Raw genomic sequence first — 19,498 nt, 5'->3', positions numbered from 1 at the left:
ATCAACGGCTGCGCGTGATGCTCAGCCCCTTGAGCAGGCTCAGCGCCTGAGCCAGTTGATAGTCGTCGTCCTGTGGCATCGGCTTGGCTTTCTTGCTGCTGCCGGTCGGCTGGTCGGCACCGCCGTTGCCATTGCCCAGGTGACCTTGCAGGTCTGCCTCTTTGTAGTACTCGCTGTCGATCTCGTTAGTGATCTTGGCCTTGCGCACTTCGATGTCCGGTACGATGCCCTGGGCCTGGATGGAGCGGCCGTTCGGCGTGTAGTACAGCGCAGTGGTGATCTTCAATGCGCGATCGTTGTTCAGCGGCAACACGGTCTGCACCGAGCCTTTGCCGAAGCTGGTGGTGCCCATCAGCACGCCGCGTTTCTGGTCCTGCAGGGCGCCAGCGACGATTTCCGAAGCCGAGGCGCTGCCGCCGTTGATCAGCACGGCCAGTGGCACGTTCTCGCTGAGGTCGTTGCCGGTGGCCGAGAAGCGCAGCTCGGAGTTGGCGATACGGCCCTTGGTGTAGACGATCAGACCTTTGGTAATGAAGTGGTCGACCACTTCCACCGCCGACTGCAGCACGCCGCCTGGGTTGTTGCGCAGGTCGAGCACGATGCCGCTGAGTTTCTTGCCGTTGTCCTTGCGCAACTTGGCCAGTGCCTTGGCCACTTCGTCGCCGGTCTTGACCTGGAATTGGGTGATGCGGATGTAACCGTAGCCCGACTCCAGCAGCTGACTCTTCACGCTCTTGACCACGATGGTCGCGCGGGTGAGTGTCACGTCGAACGGGTTGCCACCGTCGCGTACCAGGGTCAGGGTGATTTTCTGGCCGATCTTGCCGCGCATCTTGTCCACGGCTTCGGTCATGGTCTGGCCACGGGTCGGCTGGCCGTTGATCTTGACGATAAAGTCACCCGCCTGGATGCCGGCCTTGGACGCCGGGGTGTCGTCGATGGGTGACACCACCTTGATGTTGCCGTCTTCGGCACCGACTTCAATGCCCAGTCCACCGAATTCACCGCTGGTGCTTTCCTGCAGTTCGGCGAAATCTTCAGGGCCCAGATAGGCGGAGTGCGGGTCGAGGTTGCTGAGCATGCCCTTGATGGCATTCTCCAGCAGAGTCTTATCGTCTACGGGTTCGACATAGGCTGCCTTGATGCGGTCCATGACCTCGGCAAAGGTGCGCAACTCGTCCAGCGGCAACGGGGCCTTGGTGGTCGCGGCCGTGGCAGCAGGTGCAGCCGGAGCGGCCTGGTCGGCGAAAGCCAGAGGCGCGCCGATCACCAAGGCGATCGTCAGGGCCAGCGAAGTGAGGCGGGACAAATGCAGCATGTCGAACGAACTCCTAATGTAGATGCGGCCCTATCCTTGGGAACGGCACCATTGTGCGGGATCGCTCGGGCGACCCTGCTGACGAATAGCGAAGTACAGCGCCGGGGTGTCCTGGCCACCACTGTTACCGACAGTGGAGATGGATTCACCGGCTTTTACAACATCACCTGCCGACTTGAGTAACGTCTGATTGTGGCCGTAAAGGCTCAAATAGCCATTACCGTGGTCAAGAATCACCAACAAACCGGCGCCCCGCAGCCAATCGGCAAACACTACGCGCCCGCCGTGAACGGCGTGGACCTGGCTGCCGGCGGAGGCGCTGATCATCACTCCATCCCACTTGGCGCGGGTGTCGTCGCCACGGGTTTCACCGAAGCGTGCCAGTAGTCGACCATCAACAGGCCATGGAAGTTTTCCTCGTGCTGAAGCAAAAGGGCCTCCGAAGGACTCGCCGGCGCTGGAAACCAACGGGCCAGGCGCTGCATGTGCCGGTTTACGTGGCGCCGGAGCGTCAGTGGTGGCTGCCAGTTCGGCCTCACGCTGACGCTTTTTTTCGGCTTCCTGCTGGGCGATCAGCGCTTTCTGGCGCGCTTCTTCGGCCTCACGTGCCTGGCGCGCCAGGGTTTCTTCGATGGTCTTGAGCACTTTGGCCAGGTCGGCTTGGTCTTGCTCGCGGGCCTGGAGCTTGGCGTCGCGGGCTTTCACGTCGTCATTGAGCTTGGCCAGGGCCAGCTGGCGCTCCTTGCGGACCTTGTCCAGCTCATCGCGCTGGGTGTCGAGGGCGCTTTTCTGGTCTTCCAACTGCGACTGCTGGTTGGCGATTTCCTGTTCGACGTTGACCAACTGGCGCAGAGTCTCGTTGAAGCTTTTCAATTGCTCCAGGCGGGCTTTGCTCAGGTAGTCGTAGTAGGTCAGGGTGCGCGCGAATTTCTCAGGGTTCTGCTGGTTGAGCAGCAGCTTGAGGTATTCCTGGCGGCCACTCTGGTAGGCGGCGCGGGCCTGGATCGCGATCAGACGTTGCTGTTCAACGCGTGCGCTCTGGAGTTTTTTTCTCAGCGTCGAGTCGCTCCAGTTCCGACTCGCTCTTCTTTAATTCTTTTTGCAGCTCCTGGACTTGCTTCTCTAGCTTGCCCATTTCGGTTTCCGTGCCGCGCAGGTCTTTCTGCACCCCGGATTTTTCTTCCTGGAGCTTGCCGAGCAGTTTTTTCAGCTCGGTAATGTCCTGACGCGTAGCGTCCAACTGTTGTTGGGTTTGTGCGCGCTCATCGGCAAACGCCGGTTGGAGCAGGCAGACAAAAGCAAGGGTAATCAAGGCGCGAAGCATAGAGGCGGGCGACACCAGGGAAAGGGACGGCCTAGTATGCCCGCCAAGCGCTGCAAAAAAAACGCCCAATTGGGGCTGGCGGGCAAGATAGGCGCCGAGTGGCGGTGGTATGGCAAAAAGACATCTTCCAAACACGGGAGATCCAATGTGGGAAGGGTTTGCCCCCGATTGCAGTGTGTCAGCTGAATATGTGTTGGCTGACCCATTGCTATCGGGGGCAAACCCCCTCCCACACTGTTCAGTGGTGTGGTTGAAATCAAACCAGAATCGAGGTCCCGGTCATCTCCGTTGGCTTCTCCAACCCCATCAGCATCAGCATGGTTGGCGCCACATCCGCCAACACCCCGCCGTCACGCACTTTGAAGTCGCGCTTGCCCACGTAGATGAACGGCACTGGCTCAGTGGTGTGAGCGGTGTGTGCCTGGCCGGTGGACTCGTCGGACATCTGCTCGCAATTGCCGTGGTCGGCCGTGATCAGCGCTTCGCCGCCGACTTTTTCCAGGGCGTCGACGATGCGGCCGACACACAAGTCCAGGCATTCCACGGCCTTGGTCGCGGCTTCCAGGTTGCCGCTGTGGCCAACCATGTCGCCGTTGGCGTAGTTGACCACGATCACGTCGTAACGCTGGTGGTCGATGGCGTCGACGATTTTGTCGGTGACTTCCGGCGCGCTCATTTCCGGCTGCAGGTCGTAGGTGGCGACTTTTGGCGACGGGATCAGGATGCGCTCTTCGCCTGGGAACGGTTCTTCACGGCCGCCGGAGAAGAAGAAGGTCACGTGGGCGTATTTTTCAGTTTCGGCAATGCGCAGTTGGGTCTTGCCTTTTTTCGCCAGGTAATCGCCGAGCACGTTGTCCAGGCTGCCCGGAGCAAAGGCGGCGGGGGCCGGGATGCTCGCGGCGTATTGGGTCAGGCCGACGTAGTGCACTTTTGGCTGGCGGGCGCGTTCGAACTCGCTGAAGCCGTCTTCGACGAACACGCGGCTCAACTCGCGGGCGCGGTCGGCGCGGAAGTTCATGAACACCACGGCGTCGCCGTCTTCGACTTTTACCGGCTCGCCGATGGTAGTGGCCTTGACGAACTCATCGCTTTCGCCACGGACGTAGGCGGCTTCCAGGCCTTCTTGGGCAGTGGCGGCGTTGAATTCGGCCTGACCGTCGACGATCAGGTTGTAGGCTTGGGACACTCGGTCCCAACGGTTGTCACGATCCATGGCGAAGTAACGGCCAATGATGCTTGCAATGCGGCCCTTGCCCAGGGCGGCGAATGTGGCGTCCAGGAGCTCGATGGACGATTGCGCGCTTTTTGGAGGAGTGTCGCGACCGTCGAGGAAGGCGTGCAGGTAGATCTTCTCGGCGCCGCGCTTGAAGGCCAGTTCGGCCATGGCAACCAGATGGTCTTGGTGGCTGTGTACACCGCCGTCGGATAATAGGCCCATGAAGTGCACGGCCTTGCCGTCGGCTACTGCTTTATCTACCGCTGCGCAGATGGTCGGGTTCTCGAAGAACTCGCCGTCGCGGATCGCTTTGGTCACGCGTGTGAAGTCTTGATATACCACTCGTCCGGCGCCGAGGTTCATATGGCCGACTTCCGAGTTGCCCATCTGCCCGTCGGGCAGGCCCACGTCCATGCCCGAACCGGAGATCAGGCCGTTGGGGACGCTGGCGGTCAAGCGGTCCAGTACAGGCTTCTTGGCCGCGTATACCGCGTTGTCGTGGTGGCTTTCACTGTGTCCGAAGCCATCGAGAATTATCAGGACCAAAGGTTTAGGCGTAGTAGTCATAGATCCTCTCGCGGCGGTAATAAAGGAAGGCAATTGAAAAGGGAGTGGCAGTTTAAAGCGAAGTTCCGACCACGTCACCGCTTTACGGGGGTTGGCCCCCCCTGACGGCTGTGTATACTTACCGCCATTTTAACGCCCTGGAACCTCCTTGATGGTTGATCACCTGATTGCATTTGCCACTGCCCACTATCTGCTCGTGGGTGCCTTCGTCATCCTGCTGGCGCTGCTGATCGCTCACGAATTGAGCCGTGGTGGTCGCAGCCTGAGCACGTCGGAGCTGACCGCGCTGGTCAACAAGGATGAGGCCATTGTGGTGGATATCCGCCCAGCCAAGGAATTCGCTGCCGGCCATATCGTCGGTGCACTGAACATTCCACAGGACAAGCTGATCGCGCGCCTGGCCGAGCTGGAAAAACACAAGGCCAAGACCATCATCCTGGTCGACGCCCAAGGCCAGCACGCTGGCACTCACGCCCGCGAAATGCTCAAGACCGGTTTCACCGCGGCCAAGCTGTCCGGTGGCATCAGCAGCTGGCGCGCCGATAACCTGCCGCTGGTGAAGTGATATGAGCCAGGTTGTCGTCTACTCCAGCGATTATTGCCCTTATTGCATGCGAGCCAAGGCTCTGCTGGATAAGAAGGGCGTTGCCTTCGAAGAGATCAAGGTCGACGGCAAGCCCCAGGTGCGCGCCGAAATGGCCCAGAAGGCGGGACGCACGTCTGTGCCGCAGATCTGGATCGGCGCCAAACACATCGGTGGCTGCGACGACCTGTTTGCCCTGGAGCGCGCCGGTAAACTCGATGCGCTGCTGCTCGTCTGACTCCTAAACCCTACAAGACCCCAAGATCAAGAAGGATCTGCGATGACTGACCAACAGAACACCGAAGCAGCAGAAGCTCAAGGCCCACAGTTCTCGCTGCAGCGTATCTACGTGCGTGACCTGTCGTTCGAAGCGCCGAAAAGCCCGGCCATCTTCCGCCAGGAGTGGACCCCAAGCGTTGCGCTGGACCTGAACACCCGTCAAAAGGCACTGGAAGGCGACTTCCACGAAGTTGTGCTGACCCTGTCGGTCACCGTCAAGAACGGTGAAGAAGTGGCCTTCATTGCTGAAGTGCAACAGGCCGGTATCTTCCTGATCCAGGGCCTGGACGAAGCGTCCATGAGCCACACCCTGGGCGCGTTCTGCCCGAACATCCTGTTCCCGTATGCCCGTGAGACCCTGGACAGCCTGGTCACCCGTGGTTCGTTCCCTGCGCTGATGCTGGCTCCGGTGAACTTCGATGCCCTGTACGCTCAAGAGCTGCAGCGCATGCAACAGGAAGGCGCACCGACGGTTCAGTAATCTCGAACCCGACGCAGAACCCAATGTGGGAGGGGGCTTGCTCCCGATAGCGGTGGATCAGTCAGATAGATGTCGACTGACACTCCGCCATCGGGGGCAAGCCCCCTCCCACATTTTGTTTGGTGTGTTATTTGAAACCGAGTTGGCGCCAACCTTCGTACACGGCAACGGCTACGGTGTTGGACAGGTTCAGGCTGCGGCAGCCTTCGCGCATTGGCAGGCGAAGGCGATGCCCATCGGGCAGGGCGTCGAGCACCTCGGCCGGCAGGCCACGGCTCTCCGGGCCGAACAGGAAGGCATCGCCCTCAGCAAAACTGGCATCATGGAACGGTCGCGAACCCTTGGTGGTGAACGCGAACAAGCGCGGATGCCCCAGGCTTTCCAGGCAGCTGGCCAAGTCGGCGTGGCGCTGGAGCGTGGCGTACTCGTGGTAGTCCAGCCCGGCACGGCGCAGACGCTTGTCGTCCATGTCGAAGCCCAGGGGCTCGATCAAATGCAGGTGGCAGCCACTGTTGGCGCACAGCCTGATAACGTTGCCGGTATTCGGCGGAATTTCTGGTTGAAAAAGGATGACGTGAAACATGCACGGCTCCGAAGGCAAAGATGCGCTGCATTCTACCCCTGAAGAAGACCCAAGACCGAAGCTATTGCCAAGGGTCATGGGCTCGCTGGCGATTGTCGGCTTGATGGTGGGCCTGATGATTGGCCGGCTGACCACAGCGGACCCGGTCGAACTGCAACAGGTAGAGACGACCACGGATGGCGTAGTGGTGTGGTTCAACAGCGAACCCAAGCTGCACGGCGAGCATATCGACGGCACCGTGGCGTTGCTGTTTGATGCCCAAGGCAAGGCCAGCACCGGGCAACTTAAGGTCAACGACAAGGACGTGAACTGGCGCGTGCGCAAGACCGATGGCGGCCTGCTGCTGAACCTGGTCGCGGCTCGGCCGTTGCGCGGGGAGTGGAAGGGAGAAGAGGTCGGTGACCGCTGGCGGTTGGAGATCCATCTCCAGGAGCAATAAAAGAGGGAATCCCCGGCCTGCCTGTACCAAGGTCCCCAAAACGGGCTGGGGCTATGGGCGCTGTGCCACATAAGCCCCGGTGTAAAGAAGGGAGTTCCCGGCCTGCCTGTACCAGGGCTCCCAAAACGGGGTGAAGCCATCAAGGCTTCGGTGTTAAAGAGGGAGTCCCCGGCCTGCCTGTACCGAGGTTCCCCAAAGCGGTGTGGAGCGCGACGCGGTTCGCATCAAGCACCCCGGGTGTAAAGAGGGGATTCTCGGCCTGCCTGTACCAAGGTCCCCGAAACTGGGTTGTACTTGGGTTATTGCAGGGCGCGTGCCAGAGTGGCTAAGTTGTGCCAAAAAAAATTCTTCAAAAAGCGCAAAGCCCCGGATTACGGGGCTTTGGTGTTTTCGGAATTCAGCATTCTCTTAACAAAACGGTTGGTTCGGGCTTGGAACGTGTGCGCGATGCTAGAACAGGGTGCATTGAAGCGGTGCACGGTTCTGAGTCCGTGTGGAGGTCCAAATGTGGGAGGGGGCTTGCCCCCGATGGCGGTGTATCAGGCACAGATGTTGTGACTGACCTACTGCTATCGGGAGCAAGCCCCCTCCCACATTAGACCTCAGTGGATTCGAGATTCAGGCGTCGTCGCCCTCATCGTCGTCACCACCGTCCACTTTCATGCCCAGCTCCTTGATCTTGCGCGTCAGGGTATTGCGACCCCAGCCCAGCAACACCGCAGCATCGCGCCGGCGGCCGGCGGTGTGCTTGAGGGCGGTCTCGATCATGATCCGCTCGAACGCTGGTACGGCGCTGTCCAGCAGGTTCGACTGGCCCCGTGCCAGTGCCTGGTCGGCCCATTGACGCAGCGCCTGCTCCCAGTTGGTCACTGGTGCCGAATCCTGCGGCAGGCTCAAAAAGCTCCGGCGGCAGGTCGCCGATATGCACTTCGCGCCCGGACGCCATCACCGTGATCCAGCGGCAGGTGTTCTCCAACTGGCGCACGTTGCCTGGCCATGGGAGGTTCTTCAGGTATTCCTCGGTCTCGCTTTTCAAAAGCTTCGGCTCGACCGCCAGCTCCAGGGCGGCGCGGCTGAGGAAGTGGCGGGCGAGGGTGGGGATATCTTCGCGGCGGTCCGACATGCGGGGGATGTGGATGCGAATCACGTTGAGGCGGTGGAACAAGTCCTCACGGAACTTGCCCGCATGTACCAGGGTTTCCAGGTTCTGGTGAGTCGCGGCGATGATGCGCACATCAACCTTGACCGGTGTGTGACCGCCAACGCGGTAGAACTCGCCGTCCGCCAGTACGCGCAGCAGGCGAGTCTGGGTGTCGGCCGGCATATCGCCGATCTCATCGAGGAACAGCGTGCCACCATCCGCCTGTTCAAAGCGTCCGCGACGCAGGTTGGCGGCGCCGGTGAACGCGCCTTTCTCATGGCCGAACAACTCGGACTCCATCAAGTCCTTGGGGATCGCTGCCATGTTCAGTGCGATAAACGGCGACGCTGCCCGTGGGCTATGACGGTGCAGAGCGTGGGCTACCAGCTCTTTACCGGTACCCGACTCGCCGTTGATCAGCACGGTGATGTTGGAGTGGCTCAAGCGCCCGATGGCGCGAAACACTTCCTGCATCGCCGGCGCTTCACCGATGATTTCCGGGGTGCGGGTCAGGGCCGGCGGGGCTTCCTGATTCTGTTGTTCCTGGGCGTGCTGGTTGGCGCGCTTGACCAGCGCCACAGCCTCGTCCACGTCAAACGGCTTGGGCAGGTATTCGAATGCGCCGCCCTGGTAAGACGCGACAGCGCTGTCCAGGTCGGAGTGCGCAGTCATGATGATCACCGGCAGGCGCGGGTGCTGCTCGCGGATGCGTGCCAGCAGGTCCAGGCCACTGGCGCCTGGCATGCGGATGTCAGAAATAATCACGTCGGGCTGCTGGCGTGCCAGGCGGCTCATCACCCCGTCGGCGCTGTCGAAGCTCTGGGTGGTCATGCCTTCCTGTTGCAAGGCTTTCTCAAGGACCCAGCGGATAGAACGGTCGTCATCGACGATCCAGACAGTTTCACTACGGCTCATGTCGATGGGGCTCCTTGTTCCAGAGGCAGAAAGATCGAGAACGTGGTGTGGCCGGGATGGCTCTCACATTCGATCAGACCCTGGTGCTGGCTGATGATGTTCTGGGTGATGGCCAGGCCCAGCCCGGTACCGTCCGGGCGGCCGCTGACCATGGGAAAGAAGATAGTTTCCTGAAGTTCCGCAGGAATGCCTGGGCCGTTGTCGATGATCTCGACCTTGGTCACCAGGCGATGGCGCACGTGGCCGATGGTGAACTGGCGCAGTGCGCGGGTGCGCAGGCTGATGCGGCCCAGGCGCAATTCGTTCTGGCTGCTGATGGCCTGCATGGCGTTGCGCACGATGTTGAGCACCGCTTGGATCATCTGTTCGCGGTCGATCAACACGTCGGGAATGCTCGGGTCGTAGTCGCGCACCAAGGTGATGCAGCCCTGGCTTTCCGCCTCTACCAGATGACAGACGCGCTCAAGTACTTCGTGCACGTTGGTCATCGCAAGGGACGGCAGCTTGTTGGAGCCGAGCATGCGGTCCACCAAGTTACGCAGGCGGTCGGCTTCTTCGATGATGACGTTGGTGTAGTCCTTGAGGTTCTCGTCCGGTAACTCGCGGGCCAGCAACTGCGCTGCGCCACGGATGCCGCCCAACGGGTTCTTGATCTCATGGGCGAGGCCACGTACCAGCATCTTGCTGGTTTCTTGCTTGGACAACTGCGCTTCTTCTTTGGTGATGCGCAGCAGGCGGTCACGGGGATGTACTTCAAGCAGCAGCAGGGTCGCGCCGTTGCTCAGGATCGGGGTCACAGCGTAGTCGACGGTCAATGTCTGCCCGGTAAGGGCCGTGAGCATCGCTTCACGCTTGGTGAATGGATGCGCCTGCTCCACCGCCTGGCGTAACGAGCTCAAGGCTTCGGCCGACTCGGTGAACAGCTCGCTGATGAACTGCCCATGGCTGCGCTGGCCACTGATGGCCAGAAGCATCTCCGCCGCCGGGTTCATGTACTCAAGACGCAAGTCGTCATTGAGCAGGATGGTCGCGGTGGTCAGGTTGTCGAGTAGCAAACGGTGCAGTGCATCGCTGATGGTCATCAGGACCTCTTTTGGAGCAAGGCGCGGGCTTGAGGCACACGCTGATACAAGGAAAATGCAAAAACCAAACCAAGGCTCCGAAAAGAAGCGCGAAAGCCCTGAAATGGGGGGTTAGGGCCCGAAACTGTGGCGTTCTGCCAGCTTGAGCGGGAAGTTTCGAACCAAAATGGTGTTAGTCATTGGGGTGGGTGCAGGATGTCGCACCAATATAGTGCGGTTTTGTGAAGGTTGTTCAGGAAGTGCCGAAATCATATAAATCAAATGTGGGAGGGGTTGCCCCTCTCCCACATTTTTGGATCGGGGTTACAGTTTTAGTCTTTGTAGATACACAGCTCGGCCGTAGCGCGGATCATCGCCAATTGCCGCAGTGGGTCGTTCAGCGGCTCGTGTACCGCTTCGGCCAGCCATTGAGGGCACTGCGGGTCGGTACGTTGTGGAGTGAAGTCCGCCAGTTGTTGCAGCAGGCGTTTTTGCAATTGATCCAGTTGCGGGCGAATCTGCTTTACCAGGTCCGGGCGCGGGTCGTCGGGTGCCTTGCCCTGGAACTGCCAGTCGGACAGGTGGGTGTACTGCACCAGCTTGTTTGCCTCGATCTGCGCCGAGAAAAATTGCTCGGCGGCGGCGGGCTCCAGTTTGTAGCTCGGTGCCTGGGCAATGACGCTGGCGAGCACATCTTGCTCGCGCTTTTTGTCTTCTACCGGTTTTTTGCTGTCCCATTTGCTCAGGGCCACCTGGTCGGCAATGGTCAGGCGTTCGGCGATGCTGTTGAGCAATGGCTCCAGTGTCGGCGGTGCAGCGAATGCACTGGCGCTGACGAATAACAGAGCGAACACAAGTCGACGTTTCAATGCTGATCTCCTTGTGGGAGGGGGCTTGCCCCCGATAGCAGAGTGTCAGTCAGCACCTGTATGAGCTGACCCACCGCTATCGGGAGCAAGCTCCCTCCCACCTTTTTGATTAGGTTTGCAGGTGTGGAACTGTGTAATTCACGGGCAAAAAAAGACCTCCCGAAGGAGGTCTTTTTTGTCACGCCACTTTAAGCAGCGCTACCGGATCAGCAGCTGTAGTACAGCTCGTATTCCAGTGGGTGTACGAAGGTACGAACCTTGATTTCTTCTTCGCTTTTCAGGCCGATGTAAGCGTCGATGAAGTCGTCGCTGAACACGCCGCCTTTGGTCAGGAACGCACGGCCCTTGTCCAGCTCTTCCAGGGCTTCTTTCAGGCTGCCGCACACTTGTGGGATCTCTTTGGCCTCTTCAGGCGGCAGGTCGTACAAGTTTTTGTCGGCAGCGTCGCCAGGGTGGATCTTGTTCTGGATACCGTCCAGGCCGGCCATAACCAGAGCAGCGAAGGCCAGGTAAGGGTTGGCTGCTGGATCCGGGAAGCGAGCTTCGATACGGCGAGCGCGTGGGCTGGAGACGTAAGGAATACGGATCGAAGCGGAACGGTTGCGCGCCGAGTAGGCCAGCATTACCGGAGCTTCGAAACCTGGGACCAGACGCTTGTAGGAGTTGGTCGAAGGGTTGGTGAAGCCGTTCAGGGCCTTACCGTGCTTGATGATGCCGCCGATGAAGTACAGGGCGGTATCGGACAGGCCGGCATAACCTTCGCCAGCGAAAGTGTTCTTGCCATCTTTGGCGATGGACAGGTGAACGTGCATACCCGAACCGTTATCGCCGTACAGAGGCTTAGGCATGAAGGTCGCGGTACGGCCGTAGGCAACGGCAGTGTTGTGTACGCAGTACTTCAGGGTCTGAACTTCGTCAGCCTTGGCAACCAGGGTGTTGAACTTCACACCGATTTCGTTCTGGCCGGCAGTCGCCACTTCGTGGTGGTGAACTTCGATGACCAGGCCCATGTCTTCCATGGCGTTGCACATGGAGGTACGGATTTCGTGGTCGTGGTCGAACGGCGGAACTGGGAAGTAACCACCTTTGATGCCTGGACGGTGGCCATGGTTGCCGCCTTCCACGTCCTGATCGGACATCCACGAACCTTGTTCAGAGTAGATCTTGAACATGGAGCCGGAGATGTCGGACTTGAACTTCACTTGGTCAAAGATGAAGAATTCTGGCTCTGGGCCTACGAATACGGTGTCACCGATACCGGTCGACTTCAGGTATTCCTCGGCACGCTTGGCGATCGCACGTGGGTCGCGGTCGTAGCCTTGCATGGTCGAAGGCTCGATCACGTCGCACACCAGGATCAGGGTGGCTTCTTCGGTGAACGGGTCCAGCACGGCAGTGCTGTCGTCCGGCATCAGGATCATGTCGGAGGCTTCGATGCCTTTCCAGCCAGCGATGGAGGAACCGTCGAACATTTTGCCTTCTTCGAAGAACGCATCATCCAGCGCATCGCGAGCCGGCATGGTCACGTGGTGCTGAGTGCCTTTGGTGTCCGTGAAGCGCAGATCAATCCATTTAACGTCATGATCTTTGATGAGTTGAACCGACTTCGACATAGTGTCCTCCGGGTGGCTTCGGGCTGGGGTAGTGGAGTTAGCCCTTAGAATGTGGGTGATGCCGGCGCGGATAGTCCGCCATGGCAACCTGCCTCACAAGAGAGCAAATTGCATGCCAGTGCGCCAACATGGGTTTTTTGCTCCAAAAACGCCCCTATAAAGGTGCATTGCGACAAAAGCGCGAAATTCGCGCACTGCAATGTGGCGTCGATGCATGCAAATGCACTGCTTTAGTGCGAGTCGAGTGATGTGCATATTAACTGGTTAAACCTTGAGCGATTTCCGCTATAATCCGCGCCCCCCTTTTTCGGCAGGCCCTGCGCGCGCTGTTTCCATGAAATTAATCGTTAAAGTCTTCCCCGAGATCACCATCAAGAGCCGACCGGTACGGATGCGTTTCATCCGTCAGTTGGCCAAGAACATCCGTGCCGTGCTCCGCGATCTGGACCCGGCTGTGGTGGTGAACGGTGTGTGGGACAACCTCGAACTGGAAACCCGCCTCACCGACGCCAAAGCCTTGAAGGACATGACCGAGCGCCTGAGCTGCATGCCGGGTATCGCGCATTTCCTCCAGGTGGATGAGTACCCGCTGGGCGACTTCGATGACATCACCGAAAAATGCAAACGGCACTTCGGTGACAGCCTTGAAGGCAAGATTTTTTCGGTACGCTGCAAGCGTGCCGGCAAGCACCCATTCAGCTCCATGGACGTCGAGAAATACGTCGGCAGCAAGCTGCGTCGCGAGTGCGGCGCCGCCGGAATTTCCTTAAAAGCGCCACAAATTGAAGTGCGCATGGAAATTCGCGACCAACGGTTGTTTGTGATTCACAGCCAGCACGACAGCATCGGCGGCTACCCGTTGGGCGCCCTGGAACAGACCCTGGTATTGATGTCCGGCGGTTTCGATTCCACGGTTGCGGCCTACCAGATCATGCGCCGCGGCCTGATGAGCCACTTCTGCTTCTTTAATCTGGGTGGGCGTGCACACGAATTGGGCGTGATGGAAGTCGCGCACTTTATCTGGAAGAAGTACGGCAGCTCCCAACGCGTGCTATTTGTGAGCGTACCGTTTGAGGAAGTGCTGGGCGAAATTCTCGGTAAAGTCGATAACAGTCATATGGGCGTAGTATTGAAGCGTATGATGTTGCGCGCTGCGTCTCGGATTGCCGATCAGTTGCAGATCGACGCCCTGGTGACCGGCGAAGCGATTTCCCAGGTTTCCAGCCAGACGCTGCCGAACCTGTCGCTGATCGACTGCGTGACCGAGAAGCTGGTGTTGCGCCCACTGATCGCCAGCCACAAGCAGGACATCATCGATTTGGCAGAAGAAATCGGCACCGCCGACTTCGCCAAGCATATGCCTGAATACTGCGGGGTCATCTCGGTGAATCCCAAGACCCACGCCAAGCGCAACCGCGTGGAGTACGAAGAACAACAGTTTGATATGGCGATTCTGGAGCGTGCGCTTCAGAACGCCAAGCTGGTCCCGATCGATCGTGTTATCGACGAACTGGGCCAGGATGTGCAGATCGAAGAAGTCAGTGAAGCCCTGGCCGGCCAGATTGTTGTCGACATCCGTCACCCGGATGCCGCTGAAGATGAGCCGCTGGAAATTCCTGGCGTCGACGTACAAACGCTGCCGTTCTACGCATTGAACGCGCGTTTCAAGGAACTGGATGACAGCCGTCAGTACCTGCTGTATTGCGACAAAGGCGTGATGAGTCGCCTGCATGCCCACCATTTGCTCAGTGAGGGGCATGCCAATGTGCGCGTTTATCGACCGAGCTAAGAGCCCGGGGCTGTTTGCCTGTGGCCTGCGTCACCGGCCCCCCGACTCTGCCGTCAAGCTGTAACGGCAAGGCCTGACTCTACTGTAAATCGCTGCCACGACCTGTCAGCACACCGAATCCTCTGATCGAGATACACAAGTGATCGAAAATCTACGTAACATCGCCATCATTGCTCACGTTGACCATGGTAAAACCACCCTGGTAGACAAACTCCTGCGTCAATCCGGCACCCTGGAGCGCAACGAGCTCAACGACGAGCGCGTGATGGACTCCAACGACCAGGAAAAAGAGCGCGGTATTACCATCCTGGCAAAAAACACCGCTATCAACTGGAACGGCTACCACATCAACATCGTGGACACCCCGGGCCACGCCGACTTCGGCGGTGAAGTTGAACGTGTGATGTCGATGGTTGACTCCGTTCTGCTGCTGGTTGATGCCCAAGACGGCCCTATGCCGCAAACCCGTTTCGTGACCAAGAAGGCTTTCGAAGCCGGCCTGCGTCCGATCGTGTGCATCAACAAGGTTGACCGTCCAGGCGCGCGTCCGGACTGGGTTCTGGACCAGATCTTCGACCTGTTCGACAACCTGGGTGCTACCGAAGAACAGCTGGACTTCAAAGTCGTGTACGCCTCGGCCCTGAACGGCATTGCCGGTCTGGAACACACCGACATGGCTGAAGACATGACCCCGCTGTACCAGTCGATCGTCGACAACGTACCGGCTCCAAAAGTTGACCGTGACGGCCCGTTCCAGATGCAAATCTCGGCACTGGACTACAACAGCTTCCTGGGTGTTATCGGCGTTGGCCGTATCGCTCGTGGTAGCGTCAAGCCGAACACCCCGGTTGTTGCTATCGGCGCCGACGGCAAGAAGCGTAACGGTCGTATCCTGAAGCTGATGGGTCACCACGGTCTGCACCGTATCGACGTTGAAGAAGCTTTCGCTGGCGACATCGTATGCGTGAGCGGTATGGACTCCCTGTTCATCTCCGACACCCTGTGCCAGCCGGACAACGTCGAGGCGATGAAGCCTCTGACCGTTGACGAACCAACCGTTTCCATGACCTTCCAGGTAAACGACTCGCCTTTCTGCGGTAAAGAAGGCAAGTTCGTGACTTCCCGCAACATCAAGGAACGTCTGGACAAAGAGCTGCTGTACAACGTTGCACTGCGCGTTGAAGAAGGCGACTCGGCTGACAAGTTCAAGGTTTCCGGCCGTGGTGAGCTGCACCTCTCGGTACTGATCGAAACCATGCGTCGCGAAGGCTTCGAAATGGGCGTTGGTCGTCCAGAAGTGATCATCCGTCAAGTTGACGGCGTGAAGCAGGAACCGTTCGAAAACGTAACCATCGACACCCCTGAAGAATCCCAGGGCAAGGTCATGGAAGAGATGGGCCTGCGTAAAGGCGACCTGACCAACATGGTGCCGGATGGCAAAGGCCGTGTGCGTCTGGAATACAACATCCCTGCTCGTGGTCTGATCGGTTTCCGTAACCAGTTCCTGACCCTGACCAACGGCGCTGGCATCCTGACCTCGATCTTCGATCGCTACGACACCATGAAGTCCGGCGACATGTCCGGCCGTCAGAACGGTGTTCTGGTATCGGTTGAGACTGGCAAGGCACTGACCTACTCCCTGGAAACCCTCCAGGCGCGTGGCAAGCTGTTCGTTGAACACGGTCAAGAGATCTACAACGGTCAGATCGTTGGTCTGAACAGCCGTGACAACGACATGGGCGTCAACCCAACCAAAGGCAAGAAGCTCGACAACATGCGTGCTTCGGGCAAAGACGAAACCATCGCTCTGGTCCCACCTGTTCGCTTCACCCTGGAACAGGCCCTGGAATTCATCCAGGACGACGAGCTGTGCGAAGTTACGCCTAAGTCGATCCGCCTGCGTAAGAAGATCCTGGACGAAGGCGAGCGTACCCGCGCTGCCAAGAAAGCCAAGAACTGAGTTAACTCAGGCTGAATGAAAAACGCCCCCGGTCGAAAGGCCGGGGGCGTTTTTTTATGCCTGCTGGTTTTGTGGTGGCGGTACCGGCCTCATCGGGGGCAAGCCCCCTCCCACATTTGACCGAGTACAGCCATTTGGAATGCGGTCAGTGTGGGAGGGGGCTTGCCCCCGATAGAGCCCTTGAACCCTCTGCAAAACCCGGATCAGAACTTGTCGAGGGTCTTGAAATTGGTCTCGCGCACCACTTCCTTCGGCTTGTACGCGCAATACCCCGGCCGCGGTCCGATCTTCGGGTGATTGCGGCAGGTATCGGGGCGCTTGTCATAAATAGTGCAGAAGCGCGTCTTACGATCCAGGTACAGGCAATCGTTGTTGCTCATGCGCTGCAGCGTAAAAATCTCGGATTTGTTGTTGTAGCGCTCGACGATGCCTTCCTTCTGCAACCGCTTGGCGATGTTCTTCGGCGGATCGCCGCGTTCGAACTCATCGACGATGCCAATGCGGATCAGGTCCTTGATCTTCACTTCGACCGGCAGCGTGCAGCAGCTGGACACGCAGCCACCGCACATGTGGGCGGAATATTTCTGCCAGGTCTCAAGACGGTCGAGTTCCGCGGCGGCGATCAGTTGAGGCTTCATCAAGGTTCCAAAAGGTGGGGCTGTATCCGGGCGCGGGATCATACCGGGATTGGTGGTTTTTTGAACAATATTTTGCGTATTTCATCCCGAACGGTGCGATGGGCGAAAGCAGGCACGGCCAATGCATCAAAACCCGCTAAAGGTAAATGCGTTAAAAAACTGCCGAACCAGAGCGTCTACCGTCTGTCAGACCGTCTAGGCTCTAGCAACTCCTTCTATCTCGCCCGAGGTCGCAATTGATGTCTCAGGAACCACTTGCACGAGAAGCAGAGGTAGCCGCATTTCGCGATGCCGTCTTGACCAAACTCACCTACGCGGTGGGCAAGGACCCGGATCACGCCTTCGACCACGACTGGTTCGAAGCCATTGCCCTGGCCGCACGCGACCAGATGGTCGATCACTGGATGGACCACACGCGGCGTATTTACCGCAAGGGCCAGAAACGTGTGTATTACCTGTCCCTCGAATTCCTCATCGGCCGTTTGCTCTACGACAGTCTGAGTAACCTTGGTGTGTTGGAGATTGCCCGCGAAGCGCTCAGCGAACTTGGCGTCGACCTTGAGCGTATCCGCCTGCTGGAGCCTGACGCGGCGCTCGGCAACGGTGGCCTGGGCCGCCTGGCCGCATGCTTCATGGAAAGCATGTCGACCTTGGGCATTGCCGGTCACGGTTATGGCATCCGTTATGAACATGGCCTGTTCCGCCAGGCGATTGTCGATGGCTGGCAACAGGAGCAGACCGAACGCTGGCTGGATTTCGGCAACCCGTGGGAGTTCGAGCGCGCTGAAGTGATCTACCCGATCGGCTTTGGCGGCAGCGTGGAAACCCTGCCGGACGCCGCCGGCAAGCTGATCCAAGTGTGGACGCCCAGCGAGACCGTGCGCGCCGTGGCCTATGACACGCCGGTGGTCGGTTGGCGCGGTGCAAGCGTCAACACCCTGCGCCTGTGGCGTGCACGGGCGGTGGAAGACTTGCACCTGGAGCGCTTCAACGCCGGTGACCACCTGGGCGCCGTTGCCGAAGTGGCCCGCGCTGAAAGCATCTCCCGGGTGCTTTACCCGGCGGATAGCACCGAAGCAGGGCAGGAGCTGCGCCTGCGTCAGGAATACTTCTTCGTCTCCGCCTCTCTGCAAGACCTGCTGCGCCGCCACAAAAACATGCATGGCTCGGTATTGAGCCTGGGCGAACACGCGGCGATCCAGCTCAACGACACCCACCCGTCCATCGCCGTGGCCGAGTTGATGCGCCAACTGGTGGATTTGCACGACATCGCTTGGGACGCCGCTTGGCAGGTCACGGTCGAAACCTTGTCCTACACCAACCACACCTTGCTGCCCGAGGCGTTGGAAACCTGGCCGGTAGGCCTGATGGAACGCATGTTGCCTCGGCACATGCAGATCATCTACCTGATCAATGCCCAGCACATCGACTCGCTGCGCGCCAAAGGTATCCACGATTTTGACGTGCTGCGCGCTGTGTCGCTGATCGAAGAAGACAATGGTCGCCGCGTGCGCATGGGTAACCTGGCGTTCCTCGGCTCCCACAGCGTCAATGGCGTGTCGGGCTTGCACACCCAACTGATGCGCAGCACGGTGTTCTCCGAACTGCACAAGCTCTACCCAGACCGCATCAACAACAAAACCAACGGCATTACCTTCCGCCGCTGGCTGTACCAGGCCAACCCCAAGCTCACCGAGATGCTGGTGGAAGCCCTGGGTCCGGACATTCTCGACACCATGGAAACCCGCTTGGGCGAATTGGAAACCTTCGCCGAGAAACAGACCTTCCGCAAAGCCTTCGCCGACCAGCGCCTGCACAGTAAGCGTGCACTGGCCGAGATCATCCACGAGCGCCTGGGCATTTCGGTAAACCCGGCGGCGATGTTCGACGTGCAGGTCAAACGTATCCACGAGTACAAGCGCCAACTGCTCAACCTGCTGCACACCGTGGCGCTGTACCAGGCGATCCGTGCCGAGCCGGGCACCGACTGGGTGCCGAGGGTGAAGATCTTCTCCGGCAAGGCGGCGGCCAGTTATCACCAGGCCAAGTTGATCATCAAGTTGACCAACGACATCGCCCGCACCGTCAACAACGATCCGACTGTGCGCGGGTTGCTCAAAGTGGTCTTCCTGCCCAACTACAACGTCAGCCTGGCAGAAAGCATCATACCGGCGGCGGACTTGTCGGAGCAGATATCCACGGCCGGCTTTGAAGCGTCGGGCACCAGCAACATGAAGTTCGGCCTCAACGGCGCGCTGACCATCGGCACCATGGACGGCGCCAACGTGGAGATGCACGAGCGTGTGGGCGCCGATCACATGTTTATCTTCGGCCTCAGTGCACAGCAGGTGGAAGCCCGAAAACACGCTGGCGAGTTCAACGCCGGGCCTGATATTGCTGCGTCCCATCGCCTCAACGATGTGCTGCAAGCGATCCGTGGCGGGGTGTTCTCGCCGGATGATCCGGGCCGCTATGTGGGCTTGATCGACGGGTTGATCGACTACGACCGCTTCCTGGTGTGTGCCGACTTCGACTCCTACTGGGATGCCCAGGCGCGGGTCGAAGCGCATTGGCATGACTCCAAGGCATGGTGGCGTTCGGCGGTGCTCAATACCGCGCGCATGGGCTGGTTCTCGTCGGACCGGACGATCCGCGAGTACGCCACGGAGATCTGGAAAGCGCTCGACTAAGCACCCTGGATCCAAATATGGGAGGGGGCTTG

14 protein-coding genes and 2 pseudogenes are annotated in these 19,498 nt (G+C 59.2%); 7 read left to right on the top strand and 9 right to left on the bottom strand.

Features of this window, described 5'->3' with window-relative positions; all coding sequences use genetic code 11:
* Position 1: 1 nt before the first annotated feature.
* The 3 genes and pseudogenes from AB4N82_RS08225 to gpmI form a co-directional block, all read right to left on the bottom strand.
* Positions 2-1,318 carry a S41 family peptidase gene (locus AB4N82_RS08225; RefSeq protein ID WP_027605074.1) on the bottom strand — a complete coding sequence of 439 codons (1,317 nt, stop codon included), beginning with the start codon at positions 1,316-1,318 and terminating at the stop codon, positions 2-4.
* A 30-nt stretch (positions 1,319-1,348) separates the two neighbouring features.
* Positions 1,349-2,642 (bottom strand): annotated as a pseudogene (locus tag AB4N82_RS08220) (murein hydrolase activator EnvC family protein).
* 256 nt (positions 2,643-2,898) lie between these two features.
* Positions 2,899-4,425 carry a 2,3-bisphosphoglycerate-independent phosphoglycerate mutase gene (gene gpmI, locus AB4N82_RS08215; protein WP_122764251.1) on the bottom strand — a complete coding sequence of 509 codons (1,527 nt, stop codon included), beginning with the start codon at positions 4,423-4,425 and terminating at the stop codon, positions 2,899-2,901.
* 151 nt (positions 4,426-4,576) lie between these two features.
* On the opposite strand from gpmI, the gene AB4N82_RS08210 reads away from it, so the two are divergent.
* Genes AB4N82_RS08210 through secB form a run of 3 tightly spaced genes read left to right on the top strand, consistent with a single transcriptional unit; the run spans position 4,577 to position 5,768 of the window.
* Positions 4,577-4,990 (top strand): rhodanese-like domain-containing protein, encoded by a 414-nt coding sequence (locus AB4N82_RS08210; protein WP_032890134.1) that lies wholly within the window; start codon positions 4,577-4,579, stop codon positions 4,988-4,990.
* Between the two features lies 1 nt (position 4,991).
* Positions 4,992-5,246, top strand: coding sequence for a glutaredoxin 3 (grxC, locus tag AB4N82_RS08205; protein WP_032890136.1), 255 nt, complete (start codon positions 4,992-4,994; stop codon positions 5,244-5,246).
* A 42-nt stretch (positions 5,247-5,288) separates the two neighbouring features.
* Entirely contained in the window at positions 5,289-5,768 is a 480-nt protein-coding gene (gene secB / locus AB4N82_RS08200) for a protein-export chaperone SecB (protein ID WP_014716520.1), read from the top strand.
* A gap of 127 nt (positions 5,769-5,895) precedes the next feature.
* Here secB and AB4N82_RS08195 read toward each other — a convergent pair whose 3' ends face one another.
* Complete coding sequence (locus AB4N82_RS08195) at positions 5,896-6,351, bottom strand: tRNA (cytidine(34)-2'-O)-methyltransferase (protein WP_010563141.1); 456 nt, start codon at positions 6,349-6,351, stop codon at positions 5,896-5,898.
* Between AB4N82_RS08195 and AB4N82_RS08190 the strand changes: the two genes are divergently transcribed.
* Entirely contained in the window at positions 6,350-6,790 is a 441-nt protein-coding gene (locus AB4N82_RS08190; RefSeq protein ID WP_122764250.1) for a hypothetical protein, read from the top strand. The two genes, AB4N82_RS08195 and AB4N82_RS08190, sit on opposite strands and share 2 nt — an antisense overlap.
* A 618-nt stretch (positions 6,791-7,408) precedes the next feature.
* On the opposite strand, the pseudogene ntrC reads toward AB4N82_RS08190, so the two are convergent.
* The 4 genes and pseudogenes from ntrC to glnA all read right to left on the bottom strand — a co-directional run bounded on the left by ntrC (position 7,409) and on the right by glnA (position 12,389).
* A pseudogene (ntrC, locus tag AB4N82_RS08185) lies at positions 7,409-8,846 on the bottom strand (nitrogen regulation protein NR(I)).
* Positions 8,843-9,928 (bottom strand): nitrogen regulation protein NR(II), encoded by a 1,086-nt coding sequence (gene glnL / locus AB4N82_RS08180; protein ID WP_032890142.1) that lies wholly within the window; start codon positions 9,926-9,928, stop codon positions 8,843-8,845. Before glnL ends, ntrC begins: the two are co-directional and overlap by 4 nt.
* Positions 9,929-10,239: 311 nt before the next feature.
* A complete protein-coding gene (locus AB4N82_RS08175) occupies positions 10,240-10,776 on the bottom strand; it encodes a chorismate mutase (protein ID WP_099601994.1) in 537 nt (178 codons plus the stop codon).
* A 206-nt stretch (positions 10,777-10,982) separates the two neighbouring features.
* Complete coding sequence (gene glnA / locus AB4N82_RS08170) at positions 10,983-12,389, bottom strand: type I glutamate--ammonia ligase (protein ID WP_032890148.1); 1,407 nt, start codon at positions 12,387-12,389, stop codon at positions 10,983-10,985.
* A 334-nt stretch (positions 12,390-12,723) separates the two neighbouring features.
* Between glnA and thiI the strand changes: the two genes are divergently transcribed.
* Complete coding sequence (gene thiI / locus AB4N82_RS08165; RefSeq protein WP_032890151.1) at positions 12,724-14,178, top strand: tRNA uracil 4-sulfurtransferase ThiI; 1,455 nt, start codon at positions 12,724-12,726, stop codon at positions 14,176-14,178.
* 139 nt (positions 14,179-14,317) lie between these two features.
* Positions 14,318-16,138: a translational GTPase TypA gene (gene typA / locus AB4N82_RS08160; RefSeq protein WP_032890153.1), complete on the top strand. Its 1,821-nt coding sequence runs from the start codon at positions 14,318-14,320 to the stop codon at positions 16,136-16,138.
* A 203-nt stretch (positions 16,139-16,341) separates the two neighbouring features.
* Here the strand turns inward: typA and AB4N82_RS08155 are convergent, their stop codons facing one another.
* Positions 16,342-16,776 carry a YkgJ family cysteine cluster protein gene (locus tag AB4N82_RS08155; RefSeq protein WP_003187815.1) on the bottom strand — a complete coding sequence of 145 codons (435 nt, stop codon included), beginning with the start codon at positions 16,774-16,776 and terminating at the stop codon, positions 16,342-16,344.
* Between the two features lie 239 nt (positions 16,777-17,015).
* Here AB4N82_RS08155 and AB4N82_RS08150 point away from each other — a divergent pair, with 239 nt between their 5' ends.
* Positions 17,016-19,466: a glycogen/starch/alpha-glucan phosphorylase gene (locus tag AB4N82_RS08150; RefSeq protein WP_032890155.1), complete on the top strand. Its 2,451-nt coding sequence runs from the start codon at positions 17,016-17,018 to the stop codon at positions 19,464-19,466.
* Positions 19,467-19,498 lie beyond the last annotated feature (32 nt).

The sequence above is a fragment of the Pseudomonas sp. H1_D04 genome (assembly GCF_054683855.1).
This window is presented reverse-complemented; position numbering and strand designations above follow the sequence as displayed.